The sequence below is a fragment of the Ferruginibacter sp. genome (assembly GCF_028288465.1).
In the GTDB taxonomy this organism is placed as follows: Bacteria; Bacteroidota; Bacteroidia; order Chitinophagales; family Chitinophagaceae; genus Ferruginibacter.
Genome location: NZ_JAQBNR010000021.1, coordinates 322,789 through 345,206 on the forward strand (window position 1 = coordinate 322,789; position 22,418 = coordinate 345,206).

Genomic DNA, 22,418 nt, shown 5'->3' on the forward strand with positions numbered 1-22,418 from the left:
CAATGAATAATTGATAATGGAATAATTGATAATTAGCCCACTTCTCCGGAAGTGGGTTTTTATTTTTCTTACCGGCAGTAGTAATTCTGGTGATCATCGTTGTGTCACTCCCTTTTACGGCATGGCTGTGTGGATCTTTTATTGTAGCGGAGATTGTTTGATCGGGAAATAAATGGATTTTTTAATGTAGTGGATTATTAAAATCTTGTCTGCTTAATCGATTTAAATCTACTCCAAATCCCAATTCAGACAAATGTTTGAAGGAGCCAAATTAAATCCTTACTTTGACTTTACGCGGCTCAACAATAAAATAAAAGAAGACGGTTACTATGAAAAAAATTGACGTATAAAACTGTGAGTTGCATTTAATCACATAAATACAAACGTTGTGTGTAGCTTTATGAGACCAATATATTTTATGAGACTACTATGTTCACTACTTTCAACTACATTTTTGTGTTTTTGCTCTTGTGGACAATCTAATTCAAAGAAAATTCATTTTACGGAAATTGGTATGACCGTTAATGTGCCTGCGCACTTTAATTTGCAAGACTCTTCTCCCACAATCAAATATCTTGATTCAAATCAGAACCCTATCAAGGATTCTTTGCAACTAAAAGAGTTGCAACAAGACGCAATGAAATTGCTTTTATCAGTGACATCATCTGACAACAAAAATTCTATGTCAATTAACATTGTACCAATTAATCAAAAATCAATTCAAACTTACGGCGACTCGTTACAATATTTTGAGCTATCAAAAATGCTTATTGAAGCCACTGCAAAACAGAGCACAAATAAATTCGAGACTATTGACACAATTATGAAAATAAACGGCAATAATCTTTATAAATACTTTGCGTATTCTAGATTGGATTCAAACACGTTTTTCAATGGATTCTATTTTTCTAAAATGAAAGGCTATTTTTTAATCGTTAAAATCGACTATGTTGATGAAAAATTGGAAATCAGCTAAAAAACATTATTGAATCTTCTCAAATTGACTAAAAACTAATGCCAACATTAATAAGAAGAATAACCGCAAGTCCTCCGAAAAAGCCCCGCATTAAAAGATAGTAACGAGCGCTTTCGGTTATTCTTTGTTGGCCCTGCTGCGGCAGGGCTCCTGCGCTGTTGCCAACTGGTACTTTTTGACATCGCCTAAATATTCACAGGTCTCCTTCTGGCGCAGGGCTCCTGCCCTGTTGCCAACTGTCAGCATTCAAAGGTCTGTCGAAACAGTATCCGCCAAAACCTGCTTTTTGATATAAGCCAGGTTTACTCCGTTGATGTAGGCAGGAATATTTTTGTATCGCCGGTGAAAATGGTATCCCCCATTCTGTAATTCATCAAGCGCCTGTTGTTTTGTCCAGCCTTCAAAAATAATCCGGTACATAGCTATTACCACTCCTGTTCTGTCGGCGCCATGTTTACAATGCACCAGCAATGGTTTGGGCGCATTTAAAAGTATTTTTAAAGCAGCAACTATTTCAGTATCAGAAAAATGGCCTCCCCTCATGCTTACCCTGAAGCCCTGCATGGTAGTGGAAGAAAGAAGGACGGAATCGGAAAAATCGTTTCTCAGGTTCAGCACACTTTTAATACCCATTACAGACAAATCCTGGAAAGCTTTCTTCCGTGGTTGTTCACTTCTGTAAATACTGTCGTTGAGGCGATACAAGTTGCTCAATGAAGTAGAATTAATCTTCACTGCCCAACTACCAGGTCTCAATTTTTCTGTTTGCCCGATGCAAAATGTATCGAGGTAAAAAACTGCAACCATGCCAAGTATAAAATATTTAATCAGGTTCCATTTCATTGACGCTATATTGTGATGAATGAAAAAATTGTGCAGCTACCGGGATGCTGATTGTTATTTTCAAGACTGGCCTGGGTTGCAACTAAAAAAGAACGGGCAATAAACAGCTACCTGCGCTGATAGATGCTTTAGTTTGCCATGCCACCTTCCAACTTCAGGCATTGTGGGGGGGACGATTTTCATTTTGCTGTTACCGTAATTTTTGTGACAGGATGTATTTCATTCCAGCCATGTACGCCATCTCTTACTAAACTACCGGTTACCTCAACATGGTCGCCCACTTTTGGTATGGTCACTTTATTGACATATCCCACGCAAGCTTTTCCAACAAAAAAATTAACTACTTTAGTTATGCAAATGGGTTCTAACACCAGGCACCCTTCTTGTTTTGTTATGTTTTTTGTGTTCAGCAGTTTTTCCTGTCCAGCATCCAGTTTCAACAGAAAATGTACGTCTCCGTCACCTGATTTTTTTGTGCCCATTATAACACCAGTTACTTGTTTGCAACGTTCAATCATGCGCAGCCTGTACTTCATAAAAACATGATTCCACAGAGAATCTTCACAAGTATATTCTTTGTCTGTTAATTTGGCTGAATCAATCGCTGCATTTGTTTGAGAAATAATTTGGGCCTTTGAATGTAAGGCAATTACCATGTACAGCAACATGAAGGTAGTTGTGTAAAAAATCTGTTTTCTACAGGACTGTTTTTTTAGTGTTTTGGAACTCATTTTTTTTGGATCAAAGATTTGTTGATAAATTATTGATACCCGAAAGGAAAAATGAGCAGTTATATTCTGTCACCCGGTTCGTCACTTGTATCAATCACTTAATTAAGATAAGACGTCGTGGTTAGTTGAAGTATGACAAACAAAGTGCGGTAAAATATAAACGCTCAGCAGATACACCTGATACCCCGGAAACGAAACGCAGAAAAAATTCCTGCAGCAGAAGTGCATTCATTTCAAAAGGACTCAGTGCAATTTACGCCAATAATTAACACACGGGTGGCTGTCAAAATATATCCATTGTTAAATTTTTACCATTATTCTCATAGCAAAACCGGATCATCTTATCGCCGCCGAATTCTCCAATTATACCACACGCAGCAGTATCACATTTTCTAAAACAATTAATATTACTTATTTAATTATTTATTTTAAAGTATCTTAAACATATTCAGTTCAACAAAAATTGAACAATAAGATAACATTAATAAAAAAATTATGTCATTATTTTGAACCACATACAATCATAAGTTGTTTGTTCTTTAGAACCAAACTAACTTAAATGAAAAAAAATCTGCTCCTGCTGATTAACCTGTTTGTGTTAACTGCTTTTATTTCAGCACAAAACAAGACCCTTACAGGTAAAGTAACAGACTTAAAAGATGGAACGCCGCTGCCAGCCGTTACCATCAGAATAAAAGAAGGTGCCTCTATAGGAGTTACCAATGCTGACGGCAGTTTTAAAGTAGTAGTGCCAGCTAAAACAAAAGCACTCATTTTTTCTTCTGTAAATTATAGTGAAATAGAGTTGCCGGCTACCACCGGAGACCTCAGTGTAAAAATGGAAAAGGGTAATAAGGTATTGTCTGAAGTTATTATTTCAGGATATGTTACCCGTTCAAAACGTTCCAACACTGGCTCCGCATCTGTAATATCAGCAGATGATGTAAGGTCGCAGCCGAACGCATCTTTTGACCAGCTGCTGCAGGGACAGGCGCCAGGCTTGAATGTAAAAACAGGTTCCGGGCAACGGGCAGAAGTGCCGATGTTGTAATAAGAGGAAAGGGTTCCATCAACGGCTCTACCAATCCCTTGTACATATTGGATGGCGTTGAAATAAGGGGTTCAGACTTCAGTTCCATGAACCAGAATGATTTTGAAACCATCACCGTGTTAAAAGATGCAGCTTCCACTGCCATCTATGGTTCAAGAGGATCAAACGGCGTAATTGTAATTACCACCAAAAAAGGTAAGGCCGGCAAATTGAAAATAAATTATGATGTACAGGTCGGCACTTCCAGGCTTCCAAAAAATCAACTGCTCTTAATGAACACGCAGGAGAAACTCGATTTTGAAACAAAGATTGCAGGTAACCCATGGGGCTGGACAGACGCCCAGGTTGCAGACCTTCGCAAAATAAACGTTAACTGGGATGATTATGTTTTCAGAAAAGGCAATACCCAATCGCACCAGTTATCACTTTCCGGTGGCAGTGAAAAAACAACCTTTTATAGTTCATTAGGGTACTATAATGAGGAGGGAATTACCATTGCAACCGGCATTAAAAAATACAACGCCAGGCTAAACATAGCCCATACAGAAAACACCGTTAAACTCGGTGCAAACCTGGCCACCGGCTGGTCTGATTTTACTGGTACTTCAGAAGGAAATTCGGGGGTAGGTTCACCACTCAACACAGTAATATGGGCCCTGCCGTACGAAAAGCCTTTCACCCCAACCGGCGGATATACCAACTCTATACAATTTCCTTTCTGGATAAATCCCGTTGAAGAATTGACAGAAAATAAAAACTCCAGTGCTCAGTTAAAAGGGTCAGGCAATATGTACCTGGAATGGAAACTGCCCTGGGTAAAAAACCTGACTTACAAAATAAACAGCGGCCTTGATTATTCACAATCTGAAGGCTTTGCCATAACAAAAAATGGCACCCAAAGTGCATTGCAGAACGATGCCTTCGGCGAGGCTTTCCGGCTCAACGGACAAGTCAGTCGCAGCCTGGACAGGCGTACAAAATATACCATCACCAACAGTTTAAACTATCGCACTTTTCTTGATAAAGCCGGCAACCACAGCATTTCAACTTCTGCATTTGCTGAGTTTGTCAGCAACAAGGGACGAAGCTTTAATTATACCGGTTATGGCTTGCTGCTTCCGTTTGATAATGAAGCGGGCCTTGTGGCGGGTACTGTTTCCAATGGCTTTATTCCGGTTGTTGGCGGCGGGTTCCCGGAAAATAGTGCTTTAATGTCTTATTTTGGTTCTATTGACTATGCGTATAAAAACAGGTATTATCTAAGTGTTACCGGTCGTACAGACGGCTCGTCTAAACTAAGTCCGGAGCACCGTTGGACAAAATATGGTTCCGTAGGTGGTGGATGGATTGTGAGTGATGAAGGATTTTTTAATGTAAAAGCAATTAATTATTTAAAATTAAAAGCCAGTTATGGCAGCGTGGGTAATCAAAATGGCATTGGCGATTTTCCTTATAAACAACGCTATGGCAGGGGAACTTACAGCGGTGCAGGCACTTTGCAGATAGGCGGATTGGGTAACGCAGATCTTACCTGGGAAAAGAGAAGTACTGCCAACATTGGTGCTGACATTGAACTGTTTAAAAACAGGTTGCGTACTTCGGTTGAAGTGTACAGAAGCTTAACCAAAGGATTGTACTTCTCTCCTTTTGTTCCCAGCACAAGCGGCGGTGGTGGCGCCATATTGAGCAATAATGGCAGCATGGAAAACAAAGGAATAGAAATCACTTTTGGAGTAAAAATAATAGATACCAAAGACTTCAAAATTGCAGTAGACCTTAACTACGCTTATAACAAAAACACCATCAAATCATTGCCCGATAAACAGGATTTTCAGCTGTATAAAAGTTTCCAGGCGTTGAAAGTGGGTAAGCCATTGAACAGTTTTTACCTGGTGCCTTTTGTTGGCGTTAATCCCGCAAATGGTAACTCTCAATACCTGAAAGCGGATGGTAAAACTATTACTGAAGAGTATGATGCAAACGACCTGGTAGTACTGGGTACCAGCGATGCACCCCACAATGGCGGCGTAACAACCAGCTTTTATTTTAAGGGGATCGAGTTGTCTGCCTTTGGAGTTATATCTGCGGGAAATTATATTTACAACAATGCCCGTATCAATGTAGAAAATTCAGGCTACGCTTCATCCGGTTTTGCAAAAAATGGTATCAATGCCTGGACTACACCCGGCCAGGTAACCAACTTTCCAAGAATTACAGAAACCACCCAAAGTCAAACAACAAGATATCTGGAAAAAGGCGATTTCTTCAGGTTACGCAATGTGCAACTGGCTTATTCTATGCCAGGCATTTTATTGGAGAAGTTAAAAATTCAGGCGTTAAGGGTATTTGTACAAGGCCAGAATTTGTACACCAAATTTACATTCCAGGGCTGGGACCCGGAGGTTTCCACTATCAGCTCAGCGGATGCTAATTCAAGCGCAGATGTCAGCGGTGCCCAGTATCCAACTTTAAAAAGGGTAACCTTTGGATTGAACGTAACCTTTTAATCAACCTCAACTAAACAAACATGAAAAACATATTTAAGCTTACCGTTATTACAATGGTTACAGGTTTGGTTTTGCTTTCTTCCTGTAAAAAAGAACTGGAAACGACGCCGCAAACCTCTTTAACAGACCTTAAAACTTTTGATGATGTAAAGAGTGCCCTGAAGGGTTGTTATGCAGGTTTTCAAAGTTCAGCGTATTATAATAATCCTTCTGCTTCTGGTTCTGGAAGCGGCTGGAGTGCTTTGCCTGATTTAATGGGGGATGACATGATAGAAGCCCTTGAAAGTCTTGGCAACTGGAGAACACAATCCGAAATGAGTTATGCTGCAGACTTTGGACCCATACAAAGTATTTACAGCCAGGCTTATGAAATTATTTCAAGAGCGAATAACCTTTTAAACGTTATTGATAAGTACGAAACAGGCGACAATGCCGCTGAAGCAAAAACAATTAAGGCCCAGGCTTTGGCAATAAGGGCGCATGCACACTTTGATCTATTGCGTTATTTTGCGCCGACCTATGAGCGTACTTCTGCCAGCCCCGGGGTTGCTTACGTAACAATTTTTGATGCATTAAAACCTTTTGCAAATCTGCCTCCACGCAATTCAGTGAAGGAAGACTATGACAAAATTTATGCAGATTTAAATGACGCTCTTGCTGCCTTCAGGGATGAAGGTGATACACCGGGTAACGATTCAAGAAATTATATTGACAGTACAGTGGTGTACGCTATGAAGGCCAGGGTGGATTATTATGCCTCCGACTGGACCGCCGCCATCGCCGATGCAACCATTGCATTGAATCTTCGGCCACTTACCGATGCTGCCGGATTTGTGGATGTATTTTCGGCAGCAGGTGAACCCACTCCGTCAAGCGAGGTTTACTGGGCCATTCCATCCGATGGCACTATGACACCAGGCGGCGCTACCAATGGAGCCAATCCTAATTACAGGGTTTCTACAGCCATGTCTAACATCATAATTGCGCAGGGTGGCGTATACGCCAATACCGCACTCATACGTTTTAACCAAACAGGCATTGGTGACTTTCCGCGTACGCTTTTGCGCAAATATGCAGGTATTAAAAGCTTTAAAGTTTTCAGAGCTGGTGAAATGATGTTGATACGTGCCGAAGCCAGGCAGCGTGCAGGTGTTACAACAGCCCTGGATGATTTGAATGAGCTGAGAGCAAACCGCGGCGTTGCAACAGGCAGCGAAACCGGGGTTGCACTGTTAAATGCCATTCTTTTACAGCGTCGTGTTGAACTGCTTGGTGAAGGCCACCGATGGTTTGATATTAAGAAGACTACCCGTACCATTGACAGAACCGAGTGCGGCACTGCGGGCGCCTCTACTTCCAATGTTTGCAGCATTGCTTCCACTTCAAGGTCGTGGGCATTTCCCATCCCGTTTAATGATTTAAAAGTGAACCCTAACCTTACCCAAAACGAAGGCTATTAAAAAGTTGGTTGAGCAAAATATATAGATACTTAACAGAATTAATCAGCATTATACAAATGCTGATTAATTTTTTACCGGATAGTGGGTGAAGCAAAAAGCTGTTTTTCACCTTACCTGTTTTTTATTTTTAAGCGGATTTTTGTGACACTTCATTTTATTAAATCAAAATAAAATTTGTATGAAATATTTCTTTCTTCTTTTTTTCTTTTTTACCCAATTGTATACCGATGCACAACCAATGCCACCATTATTGAAAGCTACCGATTTATATCGCTTACCTCAATTGAAGGATTGTAAAGCGTCGCCTGATGGTACAATGCTGGCCTATGTTGTAGCTACGGTGGATACGGCAAAAGATAAAACCATGTCGCATGTTTGGATGAGTAGTGTTGATGGTAAAACCACCATACAGATGACCAACGGAGACGAAGGCGATGTTGCTCCTCAATGGAGCCCGGATGGGAAATATTTAAGCTTCCTTTCGTCGCGTAATATCAGTGACGACAGCAGTAGCATTTGGCTATTGGACAGGCGCGGAGGCGAGGGCCAAAAACTGCTGGATGTAAAAGGCAAACTCGCCGAATATGCATGGCGGCCGGATGGAGCAAAGATAGCAATGGTAATAAAAGATGCTGACACCGGTGTAACACCAAAACCAAAAAACCGCAAACCTTTTGTGATTGATCGCTACCATTTTAAGCAGGATATTGAAGGTTACCTGGATAGCAGCAGCAGCCACATTTATTTGTTTGATGTTGCTACCAAAAAATTGGATACGCTCACAAAGGGTGTTTACAATGAAACAGGAATTGACTGGAGCCCTGATGGAACACAACTGGCTTTTGTAAGCAATCGTTCCGCAGCTTTTGATTACAATGACAATACTGATATCTGGACAATTAAAGCAGTTCCCGGAAGTGAACCCAGGCAAATCACCACCTGGAAAGGCGCCGATGATAAGCCTGTGTGGAGCCCGGATGGCACTACAATTGCATATTTACAAAGCTCTGCCGAAGATGATTTTACCATGTATGGTCACAACCTGCTTTGCCTGGTTGATGCTAACGGAGGTACCCCACGCAGGTTGTCAGCAAAGTTAGACAGACCGGTCAACAGCCCCCATTGGTCAAAAGATAGCAAATCAGTTGCAGCCATTGTTACAGATAACCGGAATGCTTATGCCGCGTTGTTTTCCGTAGCAGACGGCAGCATGAAACCAATGGGAAACGGCCAGTATAATTGTACTGAAATGGAAGCGCTGAATGACAATAACTGGGCTGTACTGGGAAGCACACCCCAGATTCCTTACGAACTTTATTTGGTTCAGCACAATGAGTATAAGAGACTCACGCATCAATCCGATAGTTTTCTTGCGCATGTTTCGCTGGCCAATGTAGAAGGCTTTGAAAGCATCAGTAAAGATGGAACAAAAGTATCAGGCATATTATACACGCCACCGAATGTTATCAAACAAAAATTGCCGCTTATTTTATTTATTCATGGTGGGCCTGTTGCCGAGGATGAATTTGATTTTGATGCTGAGCGCCAGGTACTGGCGTGTGCAGGTTACGCCGTAGCTGCTGTAAATTACAGGGGCAGCAATGGAAGAGGCATAGCTTTTTGCAAGGCCATTTATGCAGACTGGGGCAACAAGGAAGTAAAAGACATTATCGGTGCAGCAAATTACCTGATAGCAAAAGGCATTGCAGATTCTGCAAGGATGGGCATTGGTGGCTGGAGCTACGGAGGAATTTTAACAGATTACGTAATTGCTACAGACAATCGTTTCAAAGCAGCCTCCAGCGGCGCTGGCAGTGCCTTGCAATTGAGCATGTACGGCGCAGATCAGTACATCAACCAGTACAACAACGAACTAGGCAGACCGTGGGAGCATATGGACAGATGGATTAAATTATCTTATCCTTTTTTCAAAGCCGATAAGATAAAAACGCCTACCCTTTTTATGGCTTCTCAAAATGATTTTAATGTACCGGTTGAAGGGGCCGAGCAAATGTATACTGCATTAAAAACACTGGGCATACCCACTCAACTGGTAATTTATCCGGGCCAGAATCACGGCATTACTGTTCCGTCTTACCAGGCAGACCGGTTGCAAAGATGGATTAAATGGTATGATAAATACCTGAAGAACTAATAAATCAGTTGCATCAACAGGCAGCTGAATGCGGCTTAAAATAAGGCTGCCAGTGACACAAAAAAGGGATCTCAATCACTATTGATTAAGATCCCTTTTATATTCGTTTCAAAAAGGTCATTACGTTAATGGCTTCTTTTACAAATTTTCCCTTATTGATAGTTTTCAAAAGCCTGATCCTTCACGTTCATCATTCCACACGCATCAATTTTATTATTCGCTGCCGATTTTTTTAAGCATATCCACCAGCGCTTCCGGTGCAGACCATTGTGCGTTGTGATCTGCTTCCAGCACCAAAATGGGCCATCCTTTTTTCTTTGCTCTCTCCGCCTGTGCGGCAAAATCATCGTCTTTAGCTTCCTTGCCTTTTTCTACCGTAAGTATATAAGCAGTAGGTATTTTTAATCTTTCTTTATTGGTAAGTGATATAGCATCTGTAAAAGTTTTGTAGGGATGCGGAACATCTTTGGGCGGCGCCTGTCCGGCTTTAACCCACGGTGGCACAATAAATCCATTCACTACCATCTTTTTTATCCCATCTGCCCGGCTGCCCTGGATGCTGCTTACGCTTTCACCATTTTCCGGCACAAATGCATCAAGGTAAATCAATTTTTTTATTCTCCCAGGTAAACTGTCTGCTACACCGGTTACAACCATACCGCCATAACTATGCCCCACCAATATTACATCATGCAGGTCTTCGTATAAAATCATATTCACAACGTCTCTGATATGCGTATCCAGGCCAACACTGGTAGTAGCCAGGTGTACACGTTCTCCCTGCCCTGTTAATGACGGACGATATACCACGGCTCCTTTTTCTGTAAGCAACGAATCTACTTTTTTGAATGCCCAGCTACCGCCCCAGGCGCCATGCACTATCACATAAACCGGTTTGGCAGATGATTGTGCGCTTACCATACCACATACCATTATAGCAATTACTAAAAAGGTGAAAGAGAGGCAACTTTTCATTTGAATGAATTTAGAGATGATTGATGTAAAAAAATCTGAAATACTGCAGGTGACAGACTACAATACAATATTAAATATACATTTTTATAGCCTGCTCCTTTAAAAGGATATTTTTCAACATTTCAATCGCTTATATTTACAATTCAAAAACACTCATGATGAAAAAAACATGTCTTGCTATAATGCTTTGCGCATTTGCATTTTCTTCTTTTGCACAGCAATTGAATACACCCCAGCCCTCAACAACACAAGAGGTTAAACAAAACTTCGGCCTGTCTAAAATTGAATTGTCTTATTCAAGGCCGGGCATGAAAGGCCGTAAAATTTTTGGTGACCTGGTACCTTATGGAAAAGTATGGCGTACAGGTGCCAACAGTGCAACCACCCTTACTTTTGGCGATGACGTAACTATTGGCGGAAAAAAAATCCCTGCCGGTAAATATGGTTTATTAACCATCCCAAATGCAGGCGAATGGACCGTAATTATTACTAAACAAACTGATGTTACCAGTCCCGCCGCTTACAAGCAGGACCAGGATGTTGTGCGTGTAACAGCAAAGCCTGTTAACCTTGGCTTTCCGGTAGAAACATTTTCGATTTTGTTTGGAGATGTAACTGCCAACAGTTGCAATTTGCAGATTATTTGGGATGATATCGTAGTGGCTGTACCAATAACCACTGATGTGGATACTAAAGTTACTGCGCAGATTAAAGAGTTGATGGAAAAAGATAACCGCCCTTATTTTGCGGCCGCCATGTATTACATGGACAACGGTAAAGATCTTAACCAGGCACTGGCTTGGCTTGAAAAAGCAACTGCGCAAAACCCCGATGCATTTTACATGTTTTACCAGAAAGCCCGTGTGCTGGCGAAGCTCGGGAAAAAGCAGGAAGCTTTAGCAGTATCAAAAAAATCAGTTGAATTGGCGCAAGCAGCAAAAAATGATGATTATGTAGCGCTTAATATGAAGCTGCAGAATGAGTTAAAATAAACCAGGAACCGGTAAAAAAAAGGGATACGAAACTTTTTGGTATCCCTTTTTTTGTGCTATTTCTGCCAAACAACCTTCTCACTCAGAGCTATTTTTCTGTGTCCCTCGTTATGCTCATTTGTTTTACCAAGAAAAAGAATGCCAAGGATATGATCCTGCTCATTCAGTTGAAAATAGTTCTTCATAGCAGGGTGCAATATCATGCCACCGGTACTCCATAGTGTTGCTATATCCAAAGCTTGTGCTCCCAATAATATATTTTGTACAGCACAGGAAACGGCAGCCAGTTCTTCCATCGCGGGTATTTTTTCATTGCTCCGTTTCATTATGCAAACAATTAAATGCGATGATTTTTCACCATTGGCAATGATGCTATCAAACTTTCCCTTCATAAACTTTTCTGCCAGTGTAAACTGCTGATAAAGCAGCGCATGCTGCCTGCTAAAATCATTTACTTTTTTACCTGAATACACAACAAAACGCCATGGCTCAGAAAACGTGTGGGGAGGCGCCCAGTCTGCCAGTTCAAGCAGTTGCTCAATTTGCTCATGAGGAATTTTATTGCCATTAAACATGGCTGGTTTTATGCTGCGCCGGTTTTTTATAATGTCCGACAAAGTAGAAAAATCGTTGTTCATACACTGGAGTTAAACTGCAAAGTAACATCAATACGAGCCAATTGATTTAACGTTTAAGATTTTATTTACTGAACACTATTCCAGGCAACAGGGGCCACACTGCACTGGTGCACCATTTTGGCCGTATTTGTCTATCGATGAAAATGCCGCACTGCAATTGGAGCACTGCTGGCTTTTAGCATTTGTTATCTAATCTTTGGCCACATAGGTAATTTTTAATTATTGTAATTGGTAAATCATAGTATAAAAAAAGTGACCCGCATAAAGCAGGTCAACAATAAAATAATATATAAAATAACAATAGAAGTTTATTTACACCCTTACATATATCTTCTTCTTATCAAGGAAATAACCTACCAGCCAGCATACGAGCATCACACTGATGGCAAACAGTAAAGAACCAAAGTAATCTCCGGCATGTACATAAATCGTTTCGTATATCCATTTATAGACAGATACTTTTGGTTGCACCGTGAATACATACAGCAGCGTTACTCCCAGTTCGCTCAGCAAATAAATAAATAAAGGATTACGGCCGAACACTTCGAAAAAATAAGTCCACCTGGTTTTGTGCAAAAAGTCGATAATATAAATGACAGCAGAAATAATAATACAATCAAGCCCTACGGTTAACAGCACAAAAGAGCCTGTCCATAATTTTTTATTAACCGGGAAAAAGTGATTCCAGGCCCAGGCCAACGCCATCAGGCTGGCACCTGCCAAAAGCAACTGCGCAAGCATCTCGTAGGTATTTCCTTTACGCTGAATAAAACTTCCTACGGCAAAACCACCTATTACATTACCAACGGCAGACATAGTTCCCAGCAAGCCTTCAGGATCAAAAGCAACGCCTTCTCCATGGTATAAATGATCATTGCCCAGCAACCATTTATCCAGCAAAATGCCAGCATTTCCTTCCATACTGAAAGGGTCTCCCTGGCCATATAACAACAAAATAAACCAATACATTAAAAGCAATGTCACTGCAACCAGCATGGTTAATTTAGGTTTTAAGAAATACAAAAGCAAGGCTGCAATACCATAACACAGGGCAATGCGTTGCAATACACCGAACACTCTTGTATGGCTAAAAGGCGCCATCTCCCAATGGCCGGAAACTTGTTTTACAAAAGGAAACCAATACATCAGGTAACCAAGTAAAAAAATTATCAATGTTCTTTTTAAGATCTTCCAAACCACTGCACCGGTAGGTAAATTATCCCAGCGTGGCATAACAAAGCTTAAGGCGTTTCCAACTGCAAATAAAAAAGACGGGAAGACAAGATCAGTGGGCGTGAAGCCATTCCAATGGGCGTGTTCCAATTCAGAGTAGGTAGTGAGGCCATTACCAGGCGTATTAACAATAATCATAAAACAAATCGTCATACCACGAAACACATCCAGTGCAGTAAATCTTTGTGATGCCATAAGCCGTCTATTTTTTTTAAAAGTATTGAAATATTTATTGAAACAACAATCCTATTTTTCTTAATGCATAGTCAACCTATATCAGTTAAGCTATTTATTTAATTATTAATTGCTATCCGGATACAGACCAAACACAATGCTGACTTGCAAATCAAAAATTTCAAAACTATAAAACGAAAAGTAACCGCAACGTTGGGTAATGGCAAAAAAAATAGCAACCTGCGAACAGGTTGCTAATAGCATTTTAAAGGATAATGCAATCGTACTATATAATAAATGATTAACTAAACAGGCCGCCTTTTTTCAATTCACGCGTTCCTTCGCCAATCTTAAATCCGTTCTGATAAATCTGGATAGTATAGCTTCCTTTCTGGAAACTTTCTCCCGGAGCAAAAGCAAATTCTACATTCTTCTTTTTTGATGTTTCCAAATCAACAGGTAATTTAGCGGTGAAAGCTTTATCGCCATCTTCACGTGTTGTGAAAGTACCTGAACCTAATTTTTCTTCAGAAATTGGTTTTCCATCAGGTCCGATTACAACTACATAAACATCTGTCATTCCTGACTGAATAATGCGATTGTTTACGTCAAAAGAAATAACCAGTTTGTCAACACGCTTTGCGGTGTTAGTGATTTTTTCTTTACCATTCTTCTTAACATTAATTGCTGTAATAGCAATGTTGGAAGCGTTTAGAGTAGAAGCTACATCCACTTTCTTTTCAAGGTCCTGCTTAATTACAGTAGTAGTATTTAAGTCAGTAGTCAATTTTTCTTTATCGGCTGTTAAAGCAACTTTATCAGCTGTTAAAGATTGATTCTCCTGGGTTAACTTAGCAATCTCTTCCTGCATGCCTGTGATTTTGCCATTTAAATCAGCAATCAAGGTTTTAGCCTTTGCCAATTCAGCAGCAGTAGCATTCTTTTTATTTAAAATACTGCGGATCTGGTTTTTTGTCTTCGCAATCTCGCTGGTCTTATCTTTTAATTTACTTTCTAACGAAGTATTAACGGTACCCAATGAATCAAGACGAGCCAGTGATCCGTCAAAGCTTTTCTGGATATCGCTTTTTTCATCTGAAACTTTAGCAATGGTAGTTTCCTGCTGGTGAATCACTTCACCTGTTTTGTTTTTATCTACTATTGCATAACCGCCAACGCCAACTAAAGCAACTGCTAAAGCAGCGATAATGCCGTTTTTGTAATTCGAACGCGGAGCCGAACTTGTTGTAGTGGCCGCTGGAAAATTTGAATCGCTCATGATATTAAGTTTTAAGTTATAAATAGTTATCAGCAACATCTGAAAGCAGGAAAGAATTAATTTTCAAGCAATTTTTTGATGTTTGACCGACATAAAACCATTATCATGCCAATTTTTTTTATTGAAAAAAAATTGTGTTAGTAAACAGTATATTTTCTTGTAAAACAGCTGTAAAATGGGGCTAAATAAATTTTTAAAAAAGATTTTGCCGGCGAAATTCTGTAAAAGTAAAACACGAAAAAATTAAACAGCAGGCGCTGTCTGATTAGAAAAAATCTTTTTATTAAAAATAAAAATCTTTTTGACTGGAGATATTAAAGACGCAGCGATGCATCTTTTTTTATTAAACCTGAAAACAGGATTGCCACACCAGTGCACAGGACCAGTGCCGCCATTAACAACATAATATTAATACCATCAACAGTTGTATAGCCAAGGGCTGCAACTCCCTGTACCATCAATAATATTTCATTGATAATTATGCCCGCAACAAAAATAAAAATGCCTGTAAATATTTTTTTTGTGAAAGGTATCAGCTCGAAAGAGATGATATAACCGATGATAAAAATGCTGGTGACACCCAATAAAACAAGGTGCAGATAACCAATAATAATCGGCCGGAAACCATATGAGAGTTGACTTAACGCGGGGTGAACCGAACCTGTTTGCAATACCAATTTGATTGAAAAGGCGATGGCTGACAGTAATAATAAAGTTCTCCCGTGCTTAGAAAAATGTGTTTGAATGAATGCCTTCTGTTGTAATAGTACTTTTATCATAATCCCCCATCCTATTAATTGTGCTGCTACCGCTATAACAATAATACAATACACTACAAAAGGAAAAGGAAGCCATAAAGCTGATAAAAAATAGGCAGGGGGGCAAGCGAGGCAAAATAACCAAAACACTTTTTTCAACTGACCAGCTATTGCCGGCACTTGCTCCAACTTTGTGAAGAGCAAACCCATGCCTGCAAAAAAGAACCAGCCATTGTATTGAAAATGTAAAAAGAAATAGATGGCTGCCAGGTATAAATTCTGCACCATCATTTTAGTGGCCATCATGTAAGCCAAACTAAAGGCGCCTAAAGAAGAGAGCACACTAAAAATAAGCGCCGCCCTGAACCAGTAATGACAAATACTTTTTTCTTTTAGTTTAGCCAGGTCTTTAAAGTAATATACCGCAAAAAAATACGACACAAATATAGACAGCGTTGAAAAGGTGATAGAGAAAAATGCATAGCCCTGGAAAATAAAACTGATCAGCATGCCGTAAGCGGTGATACAATTGGCATACAATAACCAGCGGTATCTTTTTAACATGGCCTCACCATTTTTTACTGCGAGGTAATGCACCAGCAACACCATCAGGGTTTGTGTTATCCATCCTGAAAAAGCGAAATGCGAATGGCTGTGCAGTAAAAATTTTTGCTGAACAAAGGGAAGATAAAACGCGATCTTATACCGGAGAATTACGCCAAGCGTAGCAACGAGCAATAAATTAAAAAAGGAAACGGAAAGCCACCTGCGCAAAAAATGATTCATGAAAACTTTTTGGCAAAATAACCGCAACAAATTTTATGCGGTTATGCGTTGAATCATATCCTTGCAATACACTTTACCGCGGCTGATCACCAGGTCGCCTTTTTCATGCATGGTACGCATGGTGCGGATGACGGTCTCAACTCTAAGCCCGGTCATGTCTGCAATTTGCTGACGGGTTAAATTTAACTGGTTGCAGTCGCCGCAAAAATTTTTCTTTTCTGATTTTAACTGGTTTAGTAAAGTAGAGATCATTTCTTCCGGGCAATGTGCCGCAAAAGATTTTATAACCGCAAATTTATACCGCAGTCTTTTCGAAAGCATTTGTGTAAAAGCGAAATGAATGACAGGATTATCCTGCATCAATTGCAGGAAGACTGGCTTATGCAACCGGATGATCAGGCTATCTTCGTCGGCCACAGCAGTAGCTGCAAAAGGTCCGTCATCAAATAAGGGGAACTCACCGAAAGATTCGCCCGGCTCAACTATTGCGTGAATACAATTTTTTCCCTCATCATCAATGTTCACCCATTTTACTTTTCCCGTTACAAGCTGGTAATAAAAAGAACAGGGTTGTCCTTCTTTAAAAATAATTTCTCCGGCGCTAACTTTCTTGTAAGCGGCACCCCAGGCGAGCAATACGTCGATGTCAATCATGATAAAAGGTTACTGGTAAAAATATGGCCAAAAATAGCCAGTACAGAAAGTTGAAGACCTGATGATAATCGGGTAATTACATGATCTTAATCATATTTAAAGATCATTTTTGAATTCTTTCAGGGACTTTCATATTATATAAATCACTCCTTTTGCGCCACAGTACTGGATTCTGCCGCGTGCCTGAAAGTTGGATTTTGTATGCTGCACGATGAGCTATTTTTCGAATATGACTTCACGCATAAAAACACATTTTATCCGGTGGTAATCTTGTGCAATCAAATTTCAATTTCAAAAATAAATCAACATGAAAAAACTGATTGTACTTAGCCTGGCAGTTGCCTTAATAGCTTCCTGCGGACAAAATAAAAGTACGGATAACAGCATTGCAGATGCAGGCAGTAAAGCAGCCACAACCGACGCGGCAACAACAGACGCAAATCCTTCTTACGATCCGCACAGGGGTGAAGGCAAATTTACAAAAGTAGAACTGGCAGCAACGCTTGATGCAGCCAAAGCAGACGGCGGCAAAAAAGTATATGATGTAAAATGTGGCGCCTGCCATAAACTGACTGATGAAAAACTGGTTGGCCCTGGCTGGTCCGGTGTTACATCAAGACATGCTCCTGAATGGATCATGAATTTTATTACCAACACCGATGCAATGATTAATAAAGACCCTAAAGCACAGGCCCAGTTAGAAATATGCCTGGTGCGTATGCCCAATCAAAACCTTACAGATGATGATGCAAGAAACCTGCTGGAATTCATGCGTAAAAATGACGGCGTAAAATAATGTACCGGCAATGTCCCGTTTTTTATCCAATGCCTAAACTATCAAACAATTTAAATTCTACAATAATGAAATCAATAAAACAATATGCATTTGCTGTGGCTGCACTTGCATTAATTGCGGGGATGCAATCCTGCAAGCCGAAAAGTGCCGGCTCGGCTGTAAGTGGCGATGCCGCCGCCAAAGTATATGTTGCACCAGGCAAATATGATGAGTTCTACAATTTTGTTTCAGGCGGCTTTAGCGGACAAATGAGCGTGTATGGCATACCAAGCGGAAGGCTGTTGAAAGTTGTGCCAATCTTTTCCGTAAATCCTGAAAATGGCTACGGCTATTCAGAAGAAACAAAGCCTATGCTCAACACCTCACACGGTTTTATTCCATGGGATGACCAGCATCACCTTGATCTTTCTCAAACGGATGGTAACATTGATGGCCGCTGGATTTTTGCCAACGCCAACAATACGCCCCGTGTTGCAAGGGTTGATCTCTCTACTTTTCACACGGCTGAAATCATCGAATTACCCAACAGCGGCGGCAACCACTCCTCGCCTTTTATTACAGAAAATACAGAGTATGTAGTAGCAGGCACCAGGTTTAGCGTACCCCCGGATGATAAAAATGGAGATGTTCCTATCAACACTTATAAACAAAATTTTAAAGGCACCATCAGTTTCATTAGTGTTGGCAAAGAAGACGGTAAAATGGACATCGCTTTTCAATTACAATGCCCCGGTGTAAACTTTGATTTGAGCCATGCTGGTAAAGGAAAATCTCACGGCTGGTTCTTCTTTAGCTGCTACAACACAGAGCAGGCAAACACCTTGCTGGAAGTAAATGCCTCCAAACGTGATAAGGATTTTATCATGGCCGTTAACTGGAAAAAAGCGGAAGAATATTTAAAAGCCGGCAAAGGAAAAAAACAGGCAGTTAAATATGCGCACAACGTGTACAACGAAAAAACACATACGGCAACTTCTGAAATCAGAACCGAAGTAACCGTACTGGATACAAAAGAATTGAAAGACATTTGTTACTTTATCCCCTGCCCTAAATCGCCGCATGGTTGCGATGTTGACCCGACTGGCGAATACATCGTAGGCAGTGGTAAACTGGCCGCTTTAATTCCCGTTTTTAGTTTTGATAAAATTCAGAAAGCCATTGCTGATAAAGCATACGAAGGCGATTATGATGGCATACCTGTTATTAAATACGAAGCCGCTTTATATGGTGAAGTAAAGAAACCAGGCCTTGGCCCATTACATACAGAGTTTGACGGAAAAGGCAATGCCATTACATCTTTCTTTGTAAGTTCTGAAATTGTAAAATGGAATATTAAAGATTTGAAAGTACTGGACAGGGCTCCTACTTACTATTCTGTTGGTCACCTATGCATACCTGGTGGTGACACAAAGACACCGAATGCAAAATATGTAATTGCTTATAATAAAATCACCAAAGACCGTTACCTGCCAACAGGTCCGGAACTGGCTCAGAGCGCACAATTGTATGATATCAGTGGTGATAAAATGCAATTGATTTTAGACTTCCCAACCATTGGTGAACCGCACTATGCACAAGCTGTTGCAGCAAGTGTTATCCGCGACCGTTCTGTTAAATTCTTTAAGATAGAAGACAATGCAAATGCCTTTGTAAGCAAGGGTGAAGGAACTACCAAAGTTATAAGAACCGGTAGCAAGGTGGATGTTTATATGACCGCTATCCGTTCGCACCTTACACCGGATAATATTGAAGGTATAAGGATGGGCGATGATGTATATTTTCATGTAACTAACATTGAACAGGATTGGGATGTGCCGCATGGCTTTGCCATAAAAGGCGCCACCACGGGAGAATTGTTGATTATGCCGGGCGAAACTGCCACTTTAAAATGGACACCAGACAGAGTAGGAATATTCCCTTTCTATTGCACCGATTTCTGTAGTGCATTGCACCAGGAAATGTCAGGCTATGCAAGGGTATCTCCTGCCGGAAGCACAGTTCCATTAACATTCAGCACAGGAACCAATCAGCCTAAAGCTGACAGTACTGCCGCTGGCACTAAATAATATTGGAGACGAGTTGTTTAAAAGTTTACACTGGTAAAAAGGTGTAAACTTTTAAATTACTTCTTTCTTTATTTCAATTTTTTGATATGAAAAATAACAGGGTTTCAGGCATCACAAGGATACTACTTGTTGTGTGCGGTCTTGGTTTGTTAATCGTTTTATTTGTACCAATGTGGCGCATAGACCTGGCAGCACCACAATACCCGGAGGGCTTAATGATGTTCATTTACGCGAATAAGTTAGGTGGCAATATTGATATCATCAACGGGCTGAATCATTACATAGGCATGAAAACATTACATGCAAATGACTTTGCAGAATTTAAAATTTTACCTGGTCTCATCATATTTTACGCGTTGCTTTTTATAGCTGCCGCCGTCGTCGCCAAAAAGAAATGGCTGAATTTATCAGCGATCTTATTTGTTCTTTTTGGGATTGTTGCGATGGTTGATTTTTGGCGCTGGGAATACGACTACGGCCACAATTTAAATCCGGATGCGGCTATCATTGTACCAGGCATGGCTTACCAGCCCCCGCTGATTGGCTTTAAACAATTATTAAATTTCGGAGCCTACTCAATGCCCGATATTGGAGGCTGGATATTTGTGGCAGTCGGCGTTATCCTCCTGGGCCTGGTAGTATATGAATGGAAATGGCATCCCAAATCTGTTGTACAATTAGCTCCTTCTATGATGGTTCTGCTGACACTGCTTTCTGTAAGCTTAAGCAGCTGCAGTACACAGCCACAGGCGCTTCGCATTGGTAAAGATAATTGCGCATTTTGTAAAATGCCCATCAGCGACAATCGTTTTGGCGCAGAAATAATTACTAAAAAAAGTAAGATCTATACATTTGATGATCCACATTGTATCCTTTCTTTTTTGAAAGCCAATACAGTTGCGAAGATGGATATTGCAGGCATTTATTACGCCAACTTTGCTGAACCACACCAGCTGATCAATGCCTCAAAAGCATACTTTTTTAAAAGCCCCGATTTAAAAAGTCCTATGAATGGCAATGTAGCCTCCTTTGATACAGAAGAAAATTTGAATAAAGTATTACCACAATTTAATGGCGTTAAAATATCCCGTGAGGAAATGCAATAATGAAATTATACCTGCTCATATTATTTGTGGTGGTTTGTGCGCCTGCTTCATCAAAAACCATTAAGGCTGGTGCGAACGAAAAATATACAACAATCGCATCGGCTATAAACGCCGCAGTTACCGGAGATACCGTTTTGGTAGCAGCAGGAAATTATAAAGAGCATAACCTGGTGATCAGGACAACTATTGTCTTAAAAGGAATCAATTACCCGGTACTGAATGGTGAAAAAAAATATGAGCTTATTTCCATCAAGGCAGACGGGGTCGTCGTGGATGGCTTCAAAATAATACATTCAGGGGTTTCAAGCCTGGAAGATATTAGTGGCATAAAAGTATACGACAGCAGGAATGTAGCTATCCGTAACAACATACTGGAAGACACTTTTTTCGGCATTTATATTCAGAATGGTTTTAATTGTACCATTGAAAATAACCAGCTTACTGCCAACAACAAAGAAGAGCAACAAAGCGCCAACGGCATCCATTGCTGGAAGTGCGACAGCATGCGCATTATCAACAATAAAGTAACCGGCCACCGGGATGGGATCTATTTTGAATTTGTAAAAAATTCGATCATCTGGCGGAATGTTTCCACCAACAACATGCGATATGGTTTGCACTTTATGTTCAGCAACGACGATACTTATGTGAGCAATGTTTTTACCAATAACGGATCCGGCGTATCGGTAATGTTCAGCAACCGCATTAAAATGTTCAGCAATTATTTTGAAGAAAACTGGGGCGATGCATCGCACGGTATTTTGCTGAAAGAAATATCAGACGGTTATATGCAGGGCAACCATTTCAACAGAAATACAAGTGCCATTTTTATGGAAGGCGCCAACCGCATTTACATGTCGTATAACAGTTTTGAAAACAATGGCTGGGCATTAAAAATACAGGCAAGCTGTGTGGATGTAGTGCTGGAGAAAAATAATTTTACCGGTAATACTTTTGATGTGGGCACCAACGGGTCGCTGGTGTTAAATAAATTCAATAACAATTACTGGGATAAATATGAAGGCTACGATTTAAATAAAGACAAAATTGGCGATGTGCCTTACCGGCCCGTAAGCATGTATTCCATGATTGTTGAAAAATATCCGTCAGCCATGATTTTGTTTAGAAGTTTTATTACCACGTTGCTGGATAAAACGGAAAAAATTTTACCAAGCCTGACGCCGGAAAATTTAAAAGATAATGCGCCGTTGATGAAGAAAGCGTTTTAGTGGGATGGA

The 22,418-nt window shown here is 40.4% G+C and carries 18 protein-coding genes; 10 read left to right on the top strand and 8 right to left on the bottom strand.

The genetic code is table 11. From position 1 onward, the window contains the following. Positions 1 to 418: 418 nt before the first annotated feature. Positions 419 to 976 carry a hypothetical protein gene (locus tag JWR61_RS10585; RefSeq protein ID WP_301927781.1) on the top strand — a complete coding sequence of 186 codons (558 nt, stop codon included), beginning with the start codon at positions 419 to 421 and terminating at the stop codon, positions 974 to 976. A gap of 246 nt (positions 977 to 1,222) precedes the next feature. Here the strand turns inward: JWR61_RS10585 and JWR61_RS10590 are convergent, their stop codons facing one another. Beyond that, positions 1,223 to 1,819 (bottom strand): tyrosine-protein phosphatase, encoded by a 597-nt coding sequence (locus JWR61_RS10590; protein ID WP_301927782.1) that lies wholly within the window; start codon positions 1,817 to 1,819, stop codon positions 1,223 to 1,225. 179 nt (positions 1,820 to 1,998) lie between these two features. After that, a complete protein-coding gene (locus JWR61_RS10595; RefSeq protein ID WP_301927783.1) occupies positions 1,999 to 2,550 on the bottom strand; it encodes a hypothetical protein in 552 nt (183 codons plus the stop codon). A 559-nt stretch (positions 2,551 to 3,109) separates the two neighbouring features. Here JWR61_RS10595 and JWR61_RS10600 point away from each other — a divergent pair. From JWR61_RS10600 to JWR61_RS10615, 4 genes are all read left to right on the top strand, one after another. Further along, the gene (locus JWR61_RS10600; protein ID WP_301927784.1) at positions 3,110 to 3,601 is read left to right on the top strand and encodes a carboxypeptidase-like regulatory domain-containing protein; all 492 of its coding nucleotides are present in this window, start codon (positions 3,110 to 3,112) and stop codon (positions 3,599 to 3,601) included. Positions 3,602 to 3,618: 17 nt separating this feature from the next. Further along, on the top strand, positions 3,619 to 6,108 hold the full coding sequence (locus tag JWR61_RS10605; RefSeq protein ID WP_301927797.1) for a SusC/RagA family TonB-linked outer membrane protein: 2,490 nt from the start codon (positions 3,619 to 3,621) through the stop codon (positions 6,106 to 6,108). Positions 6,109 to 6,128: 20 nt separating this feature from the next. Continuing rightward, a complete protein-coding gene (locus tag JWR61_RS10610) occupies positions 6,129 to 7,568 on the top strand; it encodes a RagB/SusD family nutrient uptake outer membrane protein (protein WP_301927785.1) in 1,440 nt (479 codons plus the stop codon). 178 nt (positions 7,569 to 7,746) lie between these two features. Next, positions 7,747 to 9,723, top strand: a complete 1,977-nt coding sequence (locus tag JWR61_RS10615; RefSeq protein ID WP_301927786.1) for a S9 family peptidase — start codon at positions 7,747 to 7,749, stop codon at positions 9,721 to 9,723. A 213-nt stretch (positions 9,724 to 9,936) separates the two neighbouring features. Here the strand turns inward: JWR61_RS10615 and JWR61_RS10620 are convergent, their stop codons facing one another. Then, on the bottom strand, positions 9,937 to 10,698 hold the full coding sequence (locus tag JWR61_RS10620) for an alpha/beta fold hydrolase (RefSeq protein WP_301927787.1): 762 nt from the start codon (positions 10,696 to 10,698) through the stop codon (positions 9,937 to 9,939). Positions 10,699 to 10,853: 155 nt separating this feature from the next. On the opposite strand from JWR61_RS10620, the gene JWR61_RS10625 reads away from it, so the two are divergent. After that, complete coding sequence (locus tag JWR61_RS10625; RefSeq protein WP_301927788.1) at positions 10,854 to 11,690, top strand: DUF2911 domain-containing protein; 837 nt, start codon at positions 10,854 to 10,856, stop codon at positions 11,688 to 11,690. 56 nt (positions 11,691 to 11,746) lie between these two features. Here JWR61_RS10625 and JWR61_RS10630 read toward each other — a convergent pair whose 3' ends face one another. From JWR61_RS10630 to JWR61_RS10650, 5 genes are all read right to left on the bottom strand, one after another. Next, positions 11,747 to 12,328 (bottom strand): nitroreductase, encoded by a 582-nt coding sequence (locus tag JWR61_RS10630; protein WP_301927789.1) that lies wholly within the window; start codon positions 12,326 to 12,328, stop codon positions 11,747 to 11,749. 312 nt (positions 12,329 to 12,640) lie between these two features. Next, entirely contained in the window at positions 12,641 to 13,756 is a 1,116-nt protein-coding gene (locus JWR61_RS10635; RefSeq protein WP_301927790.1) for an acyltransferase family protein, read from the bottom strand. A 280-nt stretch (positions 13,757 to 14,036) separates the two neighbouring features. After that, complete coding sequence (locus JWR61_RS10640; protein ID WP_301927791.1) at positions 14,037 to 15,014, bottom strand: hypothetical protein; 978 nt, start codon at positions 15,012 to 15,014, stop codon at positions 14,037 to 14,039. A 314-nt stretch (positions 15,015 to 15,328) separates the two neighbouring features. Then, the gene (locus JWR61_RS10645; protein ID WP_301927792.1) at positions 15,329 to 16,558 is read right to left on the bottom strand and encodes a hypothetical protein; all 1,230 of its coding nucleotides are present in this window, start codon (positions 16,556 to 16,558) and stop codon (positions 15,329 to 15,331) included. A gap of 33 nt (positions 16,559 to 16,591) precedes the next feature. Beyond that, the gene (locus JWR61_RS10650; RefSeq protein ID WP_301927793.1) at positions 16,592 to 17,212 is read right to left on the bottom strand and encodes a Crp/Fnr family transcriptional regulator; all 621 of its coding nucleotides are present in this window, start codon (positions 17,210 to 17,212) and stop codon (positions 16,592 to 16,594) included. A gap of 307 nt (positions 17,213 to 17,519) precedes the next feature. Between JWR61_RS10650 and JWR61_RS10655 the strand changes: the two genes are divergently transcribed. The 4 genes from JWR61_RS10655 (at position 17,520) to JWR61_RS10670 (ending at position 22,409) form a co-directional block, all read left to right on the top strand. Then, complete coding sequence (locus JWR61_RS10655; RefSeq protein ID WP_290337794.1) at positions 17,520 to 18,008, top strand: cytochrome c family protein; 489 nt, start codon at positions 17,520 to 17,522, stop codon at positions 18,006 to 18,008. A 65-nt stretch (positions 18,009 to 18,073) separates the two neighbouring features. Then, on the top strand, positions 18,074 to 20,074 hold the full coding sequence (nosZ, locus tag JWR61_RS10660; protein ID WP_301927794.1) for a Sec-dependent nitrous-oxide reductase: 2,001 nt from the start codon (positions 18,074 to 18,076) through the stop codon (positions 20,072 to 20,074). Between the two features lie 86 nt (positions 20,075 to 20,160). Further along, entirely contained in the window at positions 20,161 to 21,180 is a 1,020-nt protein-coding gene (locus JWR61_RS10665; protein WP_301927795.1) for a nitrous oxide reductase accessory protein NosL, read from the top strand. Continuing rightward, positions 21,180 to 22,409, top strand: a complete 1,230-nt coding sequence (locus JWR61_RS10670) for a nitrous oxide reductase family maturation protein NosD (RefSeq protein ID WP_301927796.1) — start codon at positions 21,180 to 21,182, stop codon at positions 22,407 to 22,409. Before JWR61_RS10665 ends, JWR61_RS10670 begins: the two co-directional genes overlap by 1 nt. Positions 22,410 to 22,418 lie beyond the last annotated feature (9 nt).